This window comes from Bradyrhizobium tunisiense (assembly GCF_042263385.1).
Lineage (GTDB): Bacteria > Pseudomonadota > Alphaproteobacteria > Rhizobiales > Xanthobacteraceae > Bradyrhizobium > Bradyrhizobium tunisiense.
Map to the genome: position 1 here is coordinate 797030 of NZ_JBHLEV010000003.1, position 14514 is coordinate 811543.

At 64.4% G+C, this 14514-nt stretch carries 14 protein-coding genes and 1 tRNA gene; 4 read left to right on the top strand and 11 right to left on the bottom strand.

Going from position 1 to position 14514, the window contains the following annotated elements; genetic code table 11:
- Window positions 1-2: 2 nt before the first annotated feature.
- The 5 genes from ACFDR6_RS17105 to trxB all read right to left on the bottom strand — a co-directional run bounded on the left by ACFDR6_RS17105 (window position 3) and on the right by trxB (window position 3992).
- Window positions 3-167 carry a hypothetical protein gene (locus tag ACFDR6_RS17105; RefSeq protein ID WP_375859135.1) on the bottom strand — a complete coding sequence of 55 codons (165 nt, stop codon included), beginning with the start codon at window positions 165-167 and terminating at the stop codon, window positions 3-5.
- Between the two features lie 132 nt (window positions 168-299).
- Entirely contained in the window at window positions 300-446 is a 147-nt protein-coding gene (locus ACFDR6_RS17110; protein WP_375858929.1) for a hypothetical protein, read from the bottom strand.
- A gap of 293 nt (window positions 447-739) precedes the next feature.
- The gene (locus ACFDR6_RS17115; RefSeq protein WP_212080451.1) at window positions 740-1648 is read right to left on the bottom strand and encodes a 4-hydroxy-tetrahydrodipicolinate synthase family protein; all 909 of its coding nucleotides are present in this window, start codon (window positions 1646-1648) and stop codon (window positions 740-742) included.
- A gap of 449 nt (window positions 1649-2097) precedes the next feature.
- Entirely contained in the window at window positions 2098-3021 is a 924-nt protein-coding gene (locus ACFDR6_RS17120) for a LysR family transcriptional regulator (RefSeq protein WP_063197141.1), read from the bottom strand.
- A gap of 5 nt (window positions 3022-3026) precedes the next feature.
- Window positions 3027-3992 (bottom strand): thioredoxin-disulfide reductase, encoded by a 966-nt coding sequence (gene trxB / locus ACFDR6_RS17125; RefSeq protein WP_375858930.1) that lies wholly within the window; start codon window positions 3990-3992, stop codon window positions 3027-3029.
- Window positions 3993-4257: 265 nt separating this feature from the next.
- Here trxB and ACFDR6_RS17130 point away from each other — a divergent pair, with 265 nt between their 5' ends.
- A complete protein-coding gene (locus tag ACFDR6_RS17130) occupies window positions 4258-4737 on the top strand; it encodes an Lrp/AsnC family transcriptional regulator (RefSeq protein WP_212080454.1) in 480 nt (159 codons plus the stop codon).
- 276 nt (window positions 4738-5013) lie between these two features.
- Here ACFDR6_RS17130 and greA read toward each other — a convergent pair whose 3' ends face one another.
- From greA to ACFDR6_RS17150, 4 genes are all read right to left on the bottom strand, one after another.
- Window positions 5014-5487, bottom strand: coding sequence for a transcription elongation factor GreA (greA, locus tag ACFDR6_RS17135; protein WP_018643807.1), 474 nt, complete (start codon window positions 5485-5487; stop codon window positions 5014-5016).
- 209 nt (window positions 5488-5696) lie between these two features.
- Window positions 5697-9161, bottom strand: coding sequence for a carbamoyl-phosphate synthase large subunit (carB, locus tag ACFDR6_RS17140; RefSeq protein ID WP_375858931.1), 3465 nt, complete (start codon window positions 9159-9161; stop codon window positions 5697-5699).
- Window positions 9162-9525: 364 nt separating this feature from the next.
- A tRNA-OTHER gene (locus tag ACFDR6_RS17145) sits at window positions 9526-9601 on the bottom strand.
- A 54-nt stretch (window positions 9602-9655) separates the two neighbouring features.
- Complete coding sequence (locus ACFDR6_RS17150) at window positions 9656-10357, bottom strand: class I SAM-dependent methyltransferase (RefSeq protein WP_375858932.1); 702 nt, start codon at window positions 10355-10357, stop codon at window positions 9656-9658.
- Window positions 10358-10471: 114 nt separating this feature from the next.
- Between ACFDR6_RS17150 and ACFDR6_RS17155 the strand changes: the two genes are divergently transcribed.
- Window positions 10472-10996 carry a Dps family protein gene (locus ACFDR6_RS17155; protein WP_212080457.1) on the top strand — a complete coding sequence of 175 codons (525 nt, stop codon included), beginning with the start codon at window positions 10472-10474 and terminating at the stop codon, window positions 10994-10996.
- 144 nt (window positions 10997-11140) lie between these two features.
- Here the strand turns inward: ACFDR6_RS17155 and ACFDR6_RS17160 are convergent, their stop codons facing one another.
- Entirely contained in the window at window positions 11141-11668 is a 528-nt protein-coding gene (locus tag ACFDR6_RS17160) for a hypothetical protein (RefSeq protein ID WP_375858933.1), read from the bottom strand.
- Between the two features lie 160 nt (window positions 11669-11828).
- Complete coding sequence (gene carA, locus ACFDR6_RS17165) at window positions 11829-13019, bottom strand: glutamine-hydrolyzing carbamoyl-phosphate synthase small subunit (protein ID WP_212080459.1); 1191 nt, start codon at window positions 13017-13019, stop codon at window positions 11829-11831.
- 146 nt (window positions 13020-13165) lie between these two features.
- Between carA and ACFDR6_RS17170 the strand changes: the two genes are divergently transcribed.
- Window positions 13166-13894, top strand: a complete 729-nt coding sequence (locus ACFDR6_RS17170; RefSeq protein ID WP_375858934.1) for an alpha/beta fold hydrolase — start codon at window positions 13166-13168, stop codon at window positions 13892-13894.
- A gap of 33 nt (window positions 13895-13927) precedes the next feature.
- Window positions 13928-14383: a GatB/YqeY domain-containing protein gene (locus tag ACFDR6_RS17175; protein ID WP_142250284.1), complete on the top strand. Its 456-nt coding sequence runs from the start codon at window positions 13928-13930 to the stop codon at window positions 14381-14383.
- Window positions 14384-14514: the final 131 nt, after the last annotated feature.

The window sequence follows — 14514 nt, forward strand, 5'->3', positions numbered from 1 at the left end:
GATTACGCCACCATCAGCATGTAGAACACGATGACCGGCGACAGAGTCAGGATCACCGACCAGATTCCGACGGCCCAGAGAATGTCCTCGGTGGTAAAGTTCTGTTCGGTGGACAGATTCTGGTGTCCGGCGCCGAAATGCGACGCCATCTCATTATGACTATTCACAAACGCCCCCGCGATTTCTTCGCTTATGGGCGTGGACGTTACGCGGGATGCTTTAAGATTCCGGCTTGCAATCCCGCTCGCATTTTGAGCGCATTTGCGACCTCCGCTTAACCATCTGCGCGAAGAGCCGCCTCAGGCGAGCCAGACCCGAAACAGCAGCACCGGCATCAGGCCGAGCATCACCGCCCAGAACCCGAACGACGATACGACGAGAATTCCCTGCAAGAGATCGGCGGGCGCGAACTGGCTCGCGGCCGTAGGCTGGGTGCGATGCCCCATGGTCATTCCCCCTATGAGAAGGCTTCGAAGGGACAACGATAGGCACCAGTGCGTAAACGAGGCGTGGATGCACCGTGCGGCGGGAGCGAAGGGCGTTGGGGTCCGGTTAACCAAGGGCGCGCTCACCCTCCCCTGAAGGGGGAGGGTCGATCGCGCGCAGCGCGAGCGGGGTGGGGTGATCTCCCAACTCGGGCAGCGTTGGACGTGGAGGGACTGTCACCCCGCCCCGCTACGCATTCCGCTTCGCTGCATGCGTAGCGACCCTCCCCCTCCAGGGGAGGGTGAAGGAAGCGCTACGCCGCGACCTGCATGCGTCGCTCGATTTCGCGATCGATCATCGCCGCGAGCTCGCTGCTGACCTCCACCATCGGCAGTCGCACTTCGGGGCTGTCGATCAGGCCGACCCGCCACAGCCAGTACTTTGCCGGCGCCGGGCTCGGCTCGGTGAACAACAGCCGCGTCAGCTCGGCAACCTCCTGCCAGCGCGCCAGCGCCGCGTCGTGATTGCCGCGCTTGTGCTCGGCGTAAACCGCCGCAAACGCCGCGGTCTCGACATGGGCCGACAGCACGATGCCGCCGTCGGCGCCGTCACCAAGCGCCTCGAAATAGTTCGCGTCCTCGCCGGTGAGCACGCGAAATTCCCTCGGCCTGTCGCGCAGCAGCGCGATCGATTGCTCGCGGCTCGCACCGCAATCCTTCAGGCCCACGATATTCTTGTGCTCGGCGAGCCGCAGCATGGTCTGGTTGGTGATGTTCACCGCGGTGCGATAGGGAATGTTGTAGAGCGCGAGCGGCCAGGCGGCGTGATCGGCGAGCGTCTCGAAATGCGCCAGCAGCCCGCGCTGCGAGGGCCGCACGTAGTAAGGGCTTGCGATCAGATAACCGTCGATCGGCCAGTCCGCGGTCTCGTCGAGACGTTCCTTGAGCCGCGAGGTGTCGGCGCCTGATAGTCCGAGGCAGACCGGAACGTTGCGGCGGCCCGCCGCCATCTCGTCGCGCACGACGGCGACGAGCCGTTCGAGCTCGGCCTCGCGCAGCGTCATGCCTTCACCGGAGGTCGCCCCCAGGATGAAGCCGTCGATGCTTTGCGCGCTGTAGTGCCGCGTCAGCCGCCGCAGCGACCGCTCGTCGAGCGCGCCGCCCTGAAACGGCGTCACCAGCGGCAGCCACAGCCCGTGCAATTGTTCCTGTAGACCAGTCATGTTTCCATCTCCTTCTCGGGAAAAAAGGCCTGAGACGGAGGGCACATGAAAAAACCCCGTCCAGGCGGCGGGGTTTTCGGGATTTGCAGCGATGACGAAGCTTAGCTAGTGCGCGCAAAAATCCGAGGCCCCGGGATGGGGGCCTTTTTTCGAGATTGCTGCGCACGGCTTCGTGATCATCTGCAAATGATGCGGGGTATGCGTGGAACTGTCAATACACGCGGAAGGCGAAGGCCGATTTGGGCGAAAAAAAGCCGGGCTCAAAGAGCCCGGCTTAAGGTATTGGCCACGTGAGGCCGACACAATCACCTTCCAAGAGGGATTACTGAACTCCCGCGCCACTGGAGGAGGGGGACAAATGCGCAACGCGAAGGCTCAGCGTGCAAACAGTATGAGCTTGACGAGCGTCCTGCAGCAACAGCCGAGGCCGCATGTCAGTCATGCGGAAATCAGGACGGCCAGCGCTGCGCCTTGCTGACCACGAAGTCGCGGAACACCTGCACGCGCGCCACCGTCTTCAACTCCTCGGGATATACAAAATAGGTGTCGAGCTGGATCGAATCCGACTCGCCGAACAGCTGCACGAGTTTGCTCTGTTCCTCCACGAGGTAGTCGGGCAGCGCGGCGATGCCGAGGCCCTGCTGACAGGCGCGCACGAGACCGAGGATGTTGTTCACCCTGAAATAGGCCTCGCGTGGACCGGAGCCGTTGCGGCCGGCTTCGACGAGCCAGTTGCGGTTCTGCAAGTGCGGCGCGAAGTTGCCGTCGGCGAGCGTGATGATGCGGTGGGAGTCGAGCTCCTCCAGCGTGCGCGGCGTACCGAAGCGCTTGATGTATTCCGGCGAGCAATAGGCGTGGAAGCCCATCGCGAAAAGCTTGCGCTGGATCAGATCCGGCTGCGTCGGCTTGCGGGTGCGGATCGCGACGTCCGCCTCGCGCATCGACAGATCGAGCTCCTCGTCGGTGACGATCAGCGAGATGCGGATCTCCGGATACAGCGCGGTGAACTCGCCGAGCCGCGGGATCAGCCAGTTGATGCCGACGCCGGGGGTGGTGGTGATCTTGAGGTCGCCGCTCGGCCGCTCGCGGCTGTCGGTCAGCTTGGCGCGCGCCGCCTGGAGCTGCATGAAGACGTCATGCGCGGTGCGGAACAACAGGTCGCCCTGCTCGGTGAGGATCAGGCCGCGGGCGTGGCGGTGGAACAGCGAGACCGAAAGCTCCTGCTCCAGCGCCGAGACCTGGCGCGACACCGCCGATTGCGACAGGCCGAGCTGCTCGCCCGCATGCGTGAAGCTGCCCGCTTCCGCTGCCGCGTGAAACACCTTCAGCTTGTCCCAGTCCATATCCGTAAATCCGTCGCGTGTTCGAGGCATGATCTTTATTCCGCTGCCGCGCGCTCGCTGGCGCGCAGGGCCAAGAAACGTTCGGCCTCGAGCGCTGCCATGCAGCCGAGGCCTGCGGCCGTCACGGCCTGGCGATAAGTCTCGTCGGCGACGTCACCGGCGGCGAACAGTCCGGGCACCGAGGTGGCGGTCGAGTTCGGGGCGACCTCGACATAGCCCGAGGGTTTCAGCTTGACCTGGTCCTTGACGAGCTCGGTCGCCGGCGCATGGCCGATGGCGATGAAAACGCCGTCGCTCTTCACGTCGGTGAGCGCGCCGGTCTTGACGTTCTTCAGACGGACATGGGTGACCTTGTTCGGGTTCTCGGTGCCGCAGATCTCGTCGACCGCGCTGTCCCAGATCACCTTGATCTTCGGATGCTTGAACAGCCGCTCCTGCAGGATGCGCTCGGCGCGGAAGTGATCGCGACGATGCACGATGGTGACCTGCGACGCATGATTGGTGAGGTACAGGGCTTCCTCGACCGCGGTATTGCCGCCGCCGACCACCACGACGTTCTTGTTGCGGTAGAAGAAGCCGTCGCAGGTGGCGCAGGCCGATACGCCGCCGCCCTGGAACTTCGTCTCGGACGGCAGCCCGAGCCAGCGCGCTTGCGCGCCGGTGGCGAGAATGACGGTGTCGGCGAGATAGACGTCGCCCGAATCGCAGGTGAGGCGGAACGGCCGCTGCGAGGTGTCGAGCTTGATCACGAGGTCGGAGACGATCCTGGTGCCGACATGGACCGCCTGCTTCTCCATCTGCTCCATCAGCCAGGGGCCCTGGATCACGTCGGCAAAGCCCGGATAGTTCTCGACATCAGTGGTGATGGTGAGCTGGCCGCCGGCCTGGATGCCTTGGATCAGGATCGGCTCGAGCATGGCCCGCGCGGCGTAGATCGCCGCGGTGTAACCGGCGGGACCGGAGCCGATAATGACGACCTTTGCATGAACAGGAGCGGACATTTCGATGGACGCCTTTCACGGGGGATTTGCAGCGCGGGCGCGGAACATGCCGGGAGGCCTCGCCGAGGCGCTGAAATATCAGAGCTAATCTAAGCCTTCTGGTGAGCTATGCAAGAATTGCATTCCCTATCGGCGGATTTTTCCAACAGGGAACAAAAGTCCCTTGCGGTGCGCGCGCAATAAAATTGCGCTAAGGTTGCGGACTGGGCTATGAGGATTGCGAAAACCCACCAGTACCGCCGTAAAGGCCAGGAGTTCCAATCACGTGTCGCGGAACCTAGACGAGATCGACCTGAAGATTCTCACCGAGATTCAGGCCGACGGTCGAATCACGAATGTCGAGCTGGCCAAGCGAGTCGGCATCTCGCCGCCACCCTGCCTGCGCCGCGTTCGGGCGCTGGAGGAGGAGGGCTACATCCACGGCTATCGGGGCCTGCTGGACGCCCGCAAGCTCGGTTTCGACGTCACCGTGTTCGCCGCGGTGCACCTCTCCAGCCAGGCCGAGGCGGATTTGCGCGCGTTCGAGGCGTTCGTCCGCGCCGAGCCCCTGGTGCGGGAATGCTGGATGCTGTCGGGCGAGGTCGATTTCATCCTCAAATGCGTCGCGCCAGACATGGCGACCTTCCAGGATTTCGTCACCCACCTCACTGCCGCGCCCCACGTGCGCAATGTCAGGACCTCGCTGGTGCTCCACAATTCGAAGTATGAAGCCGCCGTGCCGCTTGATGTGAAGGGGCGGCGGTAGATTCGCCGGTCTCGTGCTCCGGCTCCGCGCCGCAACGCTGAAGCATTGCAGCGTGTCCGGGACGGGCAGCTTGCTGCATCAACACCGTCATTGCGAGGAGCCCTTGCGACGAAGCAATCCAGACTGTCTCCGCGGAGGGATTCCGGATTGCTTCGCTGCGCTCGCAATGACGCGCGGTGAGAATGCGTGTCCACTCACGCAGGCAACAGGCGGCAACAAAAAAGGCCGCGCAGTGCGCGGCCCTTTCGAAATCTCATCACGTGCGGCGGCAGATCGTTACCGCCACTCCACCTTGGTGATCTCATACGCCTTGGCGCCGCCGGGTGCATTGACCTCGACGGTCGAGCCCTTCTTCTTGCCGATCAGCGCGCGCGCGAGCGGCGAGGTGATGGAGATGCGGCCCTTCTTGGCATCGGCCTCGACCTCGCCGACGATCTGCCACACCGTCTTCTTCTCGGTGTCCTCGTCGACCAAGGTCACGGTGGCGCCGAACTTGATGGTGTCGCCGGACAGTTTCGAGATGTCGATGATGTCGGCGCGCGCGAGCTTGTCCTCGAGCTCGGCGATGCGGCCTTCATTGTGGGACTGTTCTTCCTTCGCGGCATGATATTCCGCGTTTTCCGACAGGTCTCCGTGCGAGCGCGCCTCGGCGATATGCTCGATGATCCGCGGACGATCTTCCGACTGGCGCTTCTTCAATTCTTCCCCGAGCGCGACAAAGCCGGCCTGGGTCATCGGAACCTTTTCCATCTCTTCTCTCGTCCTTCAGCTGCGCGCCCCCAAAGACCGAGGGCGCGGCAACCTTGATTGGTCGGTATTCCCGGGGCTGAACACGCGCCCGCCGGGATGTTATGTGGGCTCTGGCGCCGGAACAGAACCGCCACCTGGCCGGATCAGTTCCTCCGGCCATTGTGGCTTCATTGCCAATCACTTAGCGGAAGCGTTGCCGCCGCTAGCGATCAGGTTTCCGAAAAGTAGCTCTGCAGGGTACGAACCTCAAGGTCCCCGCCAAGATAGGCGCGGATGCCCTGCGCGGCCGCCACGGCCCCGGAAAGAGTGGTGTAATACGGCACTTTATGCAAGAGGGCCGCGCGCCGCAGCGATCGGCTGTCGGCCAGCGCCTGCGGGCCTTCGGTGGTGTTGAAGACGAGCTGAACGTCGCCGTTGGTGATGGCATCGACGATGTGCGGACGGCCCTCCAGCACCTTGTTCACCTTCTCGGTCGGGATGCCCTGATCGGTCAGGAAGCGCTGGGTGCCCGAGGTCGCCAGCACCTTGAAGCCGAGTGAATGCAATTCGCGAACCGCCTCGGCAATACGCGTCTTGTCGCTCTCGCGCACCGAGACGAACACCGTGCCCTTGCGCGGTACTCGCGTGCCGCCGCCGAGCTGGCTCTTGGCGAACGCCACCGCGAACGACCGGTCGATGCCCATGACCTCGCCGGTCGAGCGCATCTCGGGGCCGAGCACCGTGTCGACGCCTGGGAAGCGCGCAAACGGGAAGACCGATTCCTTGACGCCGACGTGCTTGAGCTGCGCCTTCTTCAGCTTGAAATCGGCGAGCTTCTCGCCGGCCATGACGCGCGCAGCGATCTTCGCGACCGGCGTGCCGACCACCTTGGCAACAAAGGGCACGGTACGCGAGGCGCGCGGATTGACCTCCAGCACGTAGATCTCGCCATCCTTGATGGCGTATTGCACGTTCATCAGGCCGACCACGTCGAGGCCGAGCGCGAGCTCGCGGGTCTGCCGCTCCAGCTCCTCGATCATCTCAGGCTCGAGCGAGTGCGGCGGCAGCGAGCAGGCGCTGTCGCCGGAATGGATGCCGGCTTCCTCGATGTGCTCCATGATGCCAACGATGAAGGTGTCCTTGCCGTCGCAGAGGCAATCCACGTCGATCTCGGTGGCATCGGACAGATAACGGTCGAACAGCAGCGGGTTCTTGCCGAGCACGGTGTTGATCTGCCCGGTCTTGTCGTTCGGATAGCGCGCCTTCACGTCCGCCGGCACCAGCTCCGGCAGCGTGCCGAGCAGATAGTCGCTGAGCTGGTTCTCCTCGCGGATGATCTGCATCGCGCGGCCGCCGAGCACGTAGGAGGGACGCACCACCAGCGGCAGGCCGAGATCGGTTGCGACCAGGCGCGCCTGCTCGACCGAGTAGGCGATGCCGTTCTTCGGCTGCTTCAGCCGCAGCTTGTCGAGCACGCGCTTGAAACGGTCGCGGTCCTCGGCAAGGTCGATGGCATCAGGCGAGGTGCCGAGGATCGGCACCTCGGCAGCCTCCAGCGCGCGTGCCAGCTTCAGCGGCGTCTGGCCGCCGAACTGCACGATCACGCCGTGCAGCGTGCCCTTACTGCGTTCCTTGGCGATGATCTCCAGCACGTCCTCGGCGGTGAGCGGCTCGAAATAGAGCCGGTCGGCGGTGTCGTAGTCGGTCGACACCGTCTCCGGATTGCAGTTGACCATGATGGATTCGTAGCCGGCATCGTGCAGCGCGAAACAGGCGTGGCAGCAGCAATAGTCGAACTCGATGCCCTGGCCGATGCGGTTGGGACCGCCGCCGAGAATGATGACCTTCTTCTTGTCGGACGGCGTGCTCTCGTCCGCCGGCGCGCCCGCAAACGGCGCCTCGTAGGTCGAATACATATAGGCGGTGGGCGAGGCGAACTCGGCTGCGCAGGTGTCGATGCGCTTGTACACCGGGCGAACGCCGAGTGCGTGGCGCTTTGCGGTCACCTCGGCCTCCGTCGTCTCGGCGAGCACCGCGAGCCGCGCGTCGGAGAAGCCCATGGCCTTGAGGGTGCGCATGCCGAAGGCGTTGCCGGGCAGGCCGTTCCTGCGGACCTTCTCCTCCATGTCGACGATGCCGCGCATCTCGCCCAGGAACCACGGATCGATCTTGCAGGAGTTGAAGATGTCCTCGTTCGACCAGCCGAGCCGCATGGCCTGGGCGACCTGGAGCAGCCGGTTCGGCGTCGGCGTGCCGAGCGCGGCACGGATCGCGTTCTTGTCGTCGTCGCGGCCGAGCCCCTCGATCTCGATCTCGTCGAGGCCGGTCAATCCGGTCTCGAGTCCGCGCAGCGCCTTCTGCAGGCTCTCCTGGAAGGTGCGGCCGATCGCCATGACTTCGCCGACCGATTTCATCGAGGTCGTCAACGTGGTCGAGGCGCCCGGGAATTTCTCGAAGGCGAAGCGCGGCACCTTGGTGACGACGTAGTCGATGGTCGGCTCGAAAGAGGCCGGCGTGGCGCCGCCGGTGATGTCGTTGGCGATCTCGTCCAGGGTGTAGCCGACCGCGAGCTTGGCAGCGACCTTGGCGATCGGAAAGCCGGTGGCCTTCGACGCCAGCGCGGAGGAGCGCGACACGCGCGGATTCATCTCGATCACGACCATGCGGCCGTCCTCGGGATTGACGCCGAACTGCACGTTGGAGCCGCCGGTCTCCACCCCGATCTCGCGCAGCACCGCCAGCGAGGCGTCGCGCATGATCTGGTATTCCTTGTCGGTCAGCGTCAGCGCCGGCGCCACCGTGATGGAATCGCCGGTGTGCACGCCCATCGGATCGAGGTTCTCGATCGAGCAGACGATGATGCAATTATCCTTCTTGTCGCGCACCACCTCCATCTCGTACTCTTTCCAGCCGAGCACGGATTCTTCGATCAGCACTTCGTTGGTCGGAGACGCATCGAGGCCGCGCTCGATGATGTCGAGGAACTCTTCCTTGTTGTAGGCGATGCCGCCGCCAGTGCCGCCCATCGTGAAGGAGGGGCGGATGATCGCGGGCAGGCCGATCTCGGACAGCGCCATCATGGCCTGGCCGAACGCGTATTCCTGGTAGCGCTTGCGACGCTCGCTCTCGCCCAGCGTCCACTGCCGGTCGTGCTCATCGAGAGCTGCGCCCGACAGCTTCGCACGTTCGGCCTGGTGCTTGTCGCGGAACGACTTCTTCAGCTCGGACGCGTTGGCGAGCCGCGACTTCGGCGTCTCGAGCCCGATCTTGGTCATGGCCTCGCGGAAGAGCTGGCGGTCCTCGGCCTTGTCGATGGCGTCAGCGGTGGCGCCGATCATCTCGACGTCGAACTTCTCCAGCGTGCCCTGCCGCCGCAGCGACAACGCGCAGTTCAGCGCGGTCTGTCCGCCCATGGTCGGCAGCAGCGCGAAGCCGCCGGGAATGACGTGACGTTCCTTCTCGATGATCTTGGCGACGATCTCGGGCGTGATCGGCTCGATATAGGTCGCATCGGCCAATTCCGGGTCGGTCATGATCGTGGCCGGGTTGGAATTGACGAGGACGATGCGATAGCCCTCTTCCTTCAGCGTCTTCACCGCCTGGGTGCCCGAATAGTCGAACTCGCAGGCCTGTCCGATCACGATGGGACCGGCGCCGATGATCAGGATGGTGGTGATGTCTGTACGTTTGGGCATCAACTCTCGCCGGACTGGAATTTGGGCACAAAAAAAGGGCGCGCGGCTGCGCGTCCCTGTGGCCGAGAGCGCGGTGGTCTCCCTCGCGCGCGGGTGGGTCTTAGACCAGTTTTTGGGGCGGCGAAACCCCGAAAAACGCCCATCAACCGCCAATTTTGACCGGTTAGGGGAGGGGTGGGCTGCTTGGGGGGCGTGGCCGCGCCACGCGTAGCCCCGGATGCGATCAGTGGGGGGAACGCCCGTCTTCGCTTCCGCTGCGCTTCAGGCGTACCGAACCACGCCCGGCTTCGCCCTTCGGGCTTCGCCGCGGCAGCCTTCGAACGATACGGCTTGCCGAGCCGAAGCTGGCGGAGCCAGCGAAGGCTGGAGACCCGGCCTGGATTTGAACCAGGATGTAGAGCGTTGCACCGCCCTCGCGTAGACGCTTCCGCCACCGGGCCGCGGCGATCATGTCTGATTGCAGCGCGACAAGCCACAACGGCTAATTGTTATGCTTAACGAACCAGCGGCGGCCGCGCGATGAAGGTCATGCGCCAGCGATTGTGGCCGATATTGGTGTGGGCGCGCTGGACCGCGAACCCGGCCGCCCTCAGCTTGGCGGTGATCTCGTCCTCGCTGTAGCGTTGCAGCCCGATCCGCGTGCGCAGCTGACGGTAATCCGACAGCGCGGTGCTGATCAGCCCGATCAGCGCGTCCTTCAGGAAGCCGTGCCGCAGGCCGAAGCCGAGCAGCGCCATGACGTCCCTGAGCATGCCGACATTGGGCTGCAGGATGTCCCCCAGCACCAGCTTTCCGGAGGGCTTCAGGATGCGGTGGACATTCAGGAGCGCGGCGTCGAGCTCGTCCGGCGCCATGTATTGCGCGACCGAGTTCATCACCACGAGGTCGATCGACTGGTCCTGCATGTTGCGGACGTCGTCGAGCGAGCGGACGCGGATCCTGGTGTTCGGGGCAAACCGCGCGATCAGCCGGCCGCGGACGCCGGGCGCCGGCTCGGCGAGGATCAGCTTGCCGCAGCGAGCGGCCACCTGGCTCGCCGACAGGGCTTCGCCGCACGCATAATCCAGCACGGTCGCGTCCGGCGAGGAGATGTAGCCGATGATGTCCCGCGCGATGATCTGGAAGTGCAAGTCGCGATGCAGCTTGCTGACATAGATCGTATGCGTGGAGTCGTAATAATCGATCCAATCGTCCATGGTATTCGAGGGCCCCGGCCAAACGGTTCCGCTGGAGGAACCGGCGCTGTCCGCCTTGCGTTAGGGGTGCGACGGCGCGCCGTCAATGTCCGCGTCCTAACAGGAAGGTCTCCCGTGAGCAAAACCAACAATAAGATCTCCCCCGATCTCGATACCCCCACCGATTTGTCGCCCGACGGAGTGAAGAAGGTTTCGGAGGCGCTCAACGTGCTTCTGGCCGACGCCTTCGCGCTATATCTGAAGACCAAGAATTTCCACTGGCACATCAGCGGGCGCCACTTCCGGGACTACCATCTGCTGCTCGACGAGCAGTCGGACCAGATCTTCGCCACCACCGACCAGCTCGCCGAGCGCGTCCGCAAGATCGGCGGCACCACGCTGAAGTCGATCGGCCAGGTCGCAAAGCTCCAAACCATCAAGGACAACAACGAGGACTACGTCCCGCCGCGCGAGATGCTGCGCGAGCTGATGCAGGACAACAAGCATGTCGCCGCCGCGATGCGGAAGGCCCATGATGTCTGCGACGAGGCCGGCGATGTCGCCAGCGCCAGCATCTTGGAAAACTTCATCGACGAGACCGAGCGCCGCACCTGGTTCCTGTTCGAAGCCACCCGCCAGGAGGGCGGCAACGAGGCGTAACCCGGATGTCGTAGCTCTTTGTAGGGTGAGCGAAGCGACTTGTCCGCCGTGGCTCGAAGAGCGAAGGCGGAAGCGTGCCCACCAGCTGGAAGTGGTGGGCACGGCGCGCTAGAGCGCGCCTTTGCCCGCCCCACGGCATCGCGCTTATGGCTGGCTCCACAACCGCATCAGCGCCCCGTCCTTCCCCGTCACGGGATCGGCCGGCGGCAGCGCGACGTGCGGAATCGTCTTCAGCGCCTTGGCGTGGTTCTCCGGCGTTGCCCTCGTGATCTCCATCTTCGCGCCTGGCGGATAGGCGCCGATCACGCAGAAATCGTGGCTCGCCTTGATGCATTGATGCCCGGTGCCGGCAGGCAGGATCGCGACGTCGCCGGCCTTGATGTCCAGCTCCTGGCCGTGGTCGCCGCCGAAGCGGACCCGTGCGCTGCCGCGCGCGACGCCGAGCACCTCGTGCACCGTCGCGTGATAATGCAGATAATCGTAGACGCCGTTGCGCCAGGTGCGGCCCCAGCCGTTCGCCTCGAACAGATCTTCGATGGTCGCTTCCGGCTGCTTCGGATCAAGCTTCACCGCGGCTTGGTAGACCAGGAACGGACGGATGTTGTTCGGCGTAAGGCCGTCGTCCCCGAACACGATGGCGATTGGCTCGGCGTTGTCGCGGACGACGGACATGGCGGGGCTCCTGCGCGAATCTAGCAGGGATCAACGAGGGGCGTGAGGCGGCGTTCCTCGCTCCTCCGTCAATCCGGGGCGACGCGTGAGCCCGGAATGACAAGAGCCCGGGACAAGGCCCGGGCTCGATGTCGTCAAAGCAGTTGCGGAAGAGCGCGCCCTACGCGCTCTTCTTCTGCCGCATCAGGTCCGCAAAGCGCTGGAACAGATAGTGCGAGTCGCGCGGACCTGGTGAGGCCTCGGGATGGTACTGCACCGAGAACACCGGCTTGCCGTCGAGCTGGATGCCGCAATTGGATCCGTCGAACAGCGAGATGTGAGTCTGCGTCGCGCCCTTCGGCAGCGTGGTCTCGTCCACGGCAAAGCCGTGGTTCATCGAGGTGATCTCGACCTTGCCGGTAGTCTCGTCCTTCACGGGGTGGTTTGCACCGTGATGGCCCTGATGCATCTTCTTCGTCTTGGCGCCGACGGCAAGGCCCAGCATCTGGTGACCGAGACAGATGCCGAAGGTCGGCGTGCCCGACTTGATCACGTCCTGGATCACAGGCACGGCATATTTGCCTGTTGCGGCCGGATCGCCCGGACCGTTGGACAGGAACACGCCGTCCGGCTTCATCGCCAGAATATCTTCGGACGAGGTCGTCGCCGGCACCACCGTCACCTTGCAGCCGACGCCGGCGAGCAGGCGCAGGATGTTGCGCTTGATGCCGTAGTCGATGGCGACGACGTTGAATTCCGGCTTGTCCTGCCGGCCGAAGCCCTTGTCCCACAGCCAGGGCGTTTCGTCCCAGGTGAAGCGCTGGCCCGAAGTGACCATCGGCACGAGGTCCATGCCCTCGAGGCCCGGCCATTCGCGTGCTTCTTCCTTCAGGCCATGCAGGTCGAACTCGCCGGTCCTGGAATGCGCGATCACGGCATTGGGCATGCCCTTGCTGCGGATCAGCGCGGTCAGGGCACGGGTGTCGATGCCGGAGAGGCCGATGATGCCGCGCGCCTTCAGCCACTGGTCGAGATGCTTGGTGGCACGGTAGTTCGAGGGATCGGTGATCGCGGTGCGCAGGATCACGCCGCGCGCCCCCGGCGTCGCGGCCATGTTCACCGTCTCGATGTCGTCATCGTTGGTGCCGACATTGCCGATATGCGGGAAGGTGAATGTGATGAGCTGGCCGGCATAGGAGGGATCGGTGAGGATCTCCTCATAGCCGGTCATCGCGGTGTTGAAGCAGACTTCACCGACGGCGTGGCCTTCGGCGCCGAGACCGAAGCCTTCGAGCACCGTGCCGTCGGCGAGCACGAGGAGCGCGGTCGGTTTATGGTCCGGCCAGGCGGGATCGTTGTCATGTTGTGTCATGAGCGCGTTTCATAGTCCCCGCGGACGCCGCCGTCAAAGCGGGAGAGGGCGGATTCACATGCGTTTTTGCATATTTGACAGCCCGTCTCCCGCACTTAAGCTCGGCCGCACAATTTCCGGCAATTTGAGGGGCTTGCGAGGCAATAATGGACCAGACCACCCCACTTCTGCTGGTTCCGGGGCTGGCCTCATCGGCCCGGATCTATGTCCCGGTGATCCCGGCGCTGTGGCGGTTCGGCCCGGTGATGATTGCCAACCATATCCGCGACGACAGCATGGCGGCGATCGCCGCCCGGGTGTTGGCCGAGGCGCCGCCGCGCTTCGCGCTCGCCGGCCATTCCATGGGCGGCTACATCGCACTCGAGATCATGCGTCAGGCACCCGAGCGTGTGGCCAAGCTCGCGCTGATCAACACCCAGGCGCGGCCCGATACGCCGGAGGCGACAGCGCGCCGCCGCGGCCTCATGGAGCGCGCGAGGCGCGGCGAGCTCCGCGCCGTCCGCGAGGAGAGTTTTCCGGAGCTCGTGCATCCGTCGCGGCGCGGCGACGCCGATATTCTCGAGCTCGTGCATGCGCAGGATGAGGATGTCGGCGTCGAGGGTTATCTGCGGCAGCAGACCGCAATCATCGCACGGGTGGATTCGCGACCGACACTGCCGGCCATCAGGTGTCCGACATTGGTGCTGACGGGCGATGCCGACAACACCATCCCGAATGCGTTCTCGAAGGAGATGGCGGAGGCCATCGCCGGCGCAAGGCTGGTGGTGCTCCAGCGCTGCGGGCACCTGCCGCAAGCCGAGCAGCCGGAAGCGACAGCACGAGCGCTGACCCAATGGCTCGGAACCGAGGTTGTCTCAGGGGCGCGAACGGCCTAGATCAGGCCTCGGATATTGCAGGAGAGCACGACCATGCTGCGCGACGACATCAACAATGCGGTCAAGGAGGCCATGAAGGCCAAGGACGAGCGCAAGCTGTCCACGCTGCGCATGGTCAACTCGACCATCAAGAATGCCGACATCGACGCCCGCGGGCAGGGCAAGCCGCCGCTGTCGGACGCCGACCTGCTCGGCGTCTTTCAGAAGATGATCAAGCAGCGCCAGGAGTCGGTCGAGCTCTACGAAAAAGGCGGCCGCGCCGAGCTCGCAGCCCAGGAGCGCGAGGAGATCGCGGTGATCTCGGCGTACCTGCCGAAGCAGATGGCCGACGACGAGGTGAAGAAGGCGATCGCGGATGCGATCGGCGAGACCGGTGCGAGCGGCATGAAGGACATGGGCAAGGTGATCGCCGTGCTGCGCGCGAAGTACGCGGGCCAGATGGATTTTGGGAAGGCCAGCGGCTTGGTGAAGGCGGCGTTGTCGGGCTAGGCCGTCATTCCGGGGCGACGCGAAGCGTCGAGCCATGATGCGCAATTGCGCATCAGAAAATCCATCAGGCCGCCAGCTCTGTCGCTCAATGGATTCCGGGTTCGTGCTTCGCACGCCCCGGAATGACAAAA

Excerpts from the sequence above, each read along its gene's own strand:
- ACFDR6_RS17110 (WP_375858929.1), bottom strand. The coding sequence starts at position 446 with ATGGGGCATCGCACCCAGCCTACGGCCGCGAGCCAGTTCGCGCCCGCC.
- ACFDR6_RS17115 (WP_212080451.1), bottom strand. The coding sequence starts at position 1,648 with ATGACTGGTCTACAGGAACAATTGCACGGGCTGTGGCTGCCGCTGGTG.
- ACFDR6_RS17120 (WP_063197141.1), bottom strand. The coding sequence starts at position 3,021 with ATGCCTCGAACACGCGACGGATTTACGGATATGGACTGGGACAAGCTG.
- trxB (WP_375858930.1), bottom strand. The coding sequence starts at position 3,992 with ATGTCCGCTCCTGTTCATGCAAAGGTCGTCATTATCGGCTCCGGTCCC.
- greA (WP_018643807.1), bottom strand. The coding sequence starts at position 5,487 with ATGGAAAAGGTTCCGATGACCCAGGCCGGCTTTGTCGCGCTCGGGGAA.
- carB (WP_375858931.1), bottom strand. The coding sequence starts at position 9,161 with ATGCCCAAACGTACAGACATCACCACCATCCTGATCATCGGCGCCGGT.
- ACFDR6_RS17150 (WP_375858932.1), bottom strand. The coding sequence starts at position 10,357 with ATGGACGATTGGATCGATTATTACGACTCCACGCATACGATCTATGTC.
- ACFDR6_RS17160 (WP_375858933.1), bottom strand. The coding sequence starts at position 11,668 with ATGTCCGTCGTCCGCGACAACGCCGAGCCAATCGCCATCGTGTTCGGG.
- carA (WP_212080459.1), bottom strand. The coding sequence starts at position 13,019 with ATGACACAACATGACAACGATCCCGCCTGGCCGGACCATAAACCGACC.
- ACFDR6_RS17170 (WP_375858934.1), top strand. The coding sequence starts at position 13,166 with ATGGACCAGACCACCCCACTTCTGCTGGTTCCGGGGCTGGCCTCATCG.
- ACFDR6_RS17175 (WP_142250284.1), top strand. The coding sequence starts at position 13,928 with ATGCTGCGCGACGACATCAACAATGCGGTCAAGGAGGCCATGAAGGCC.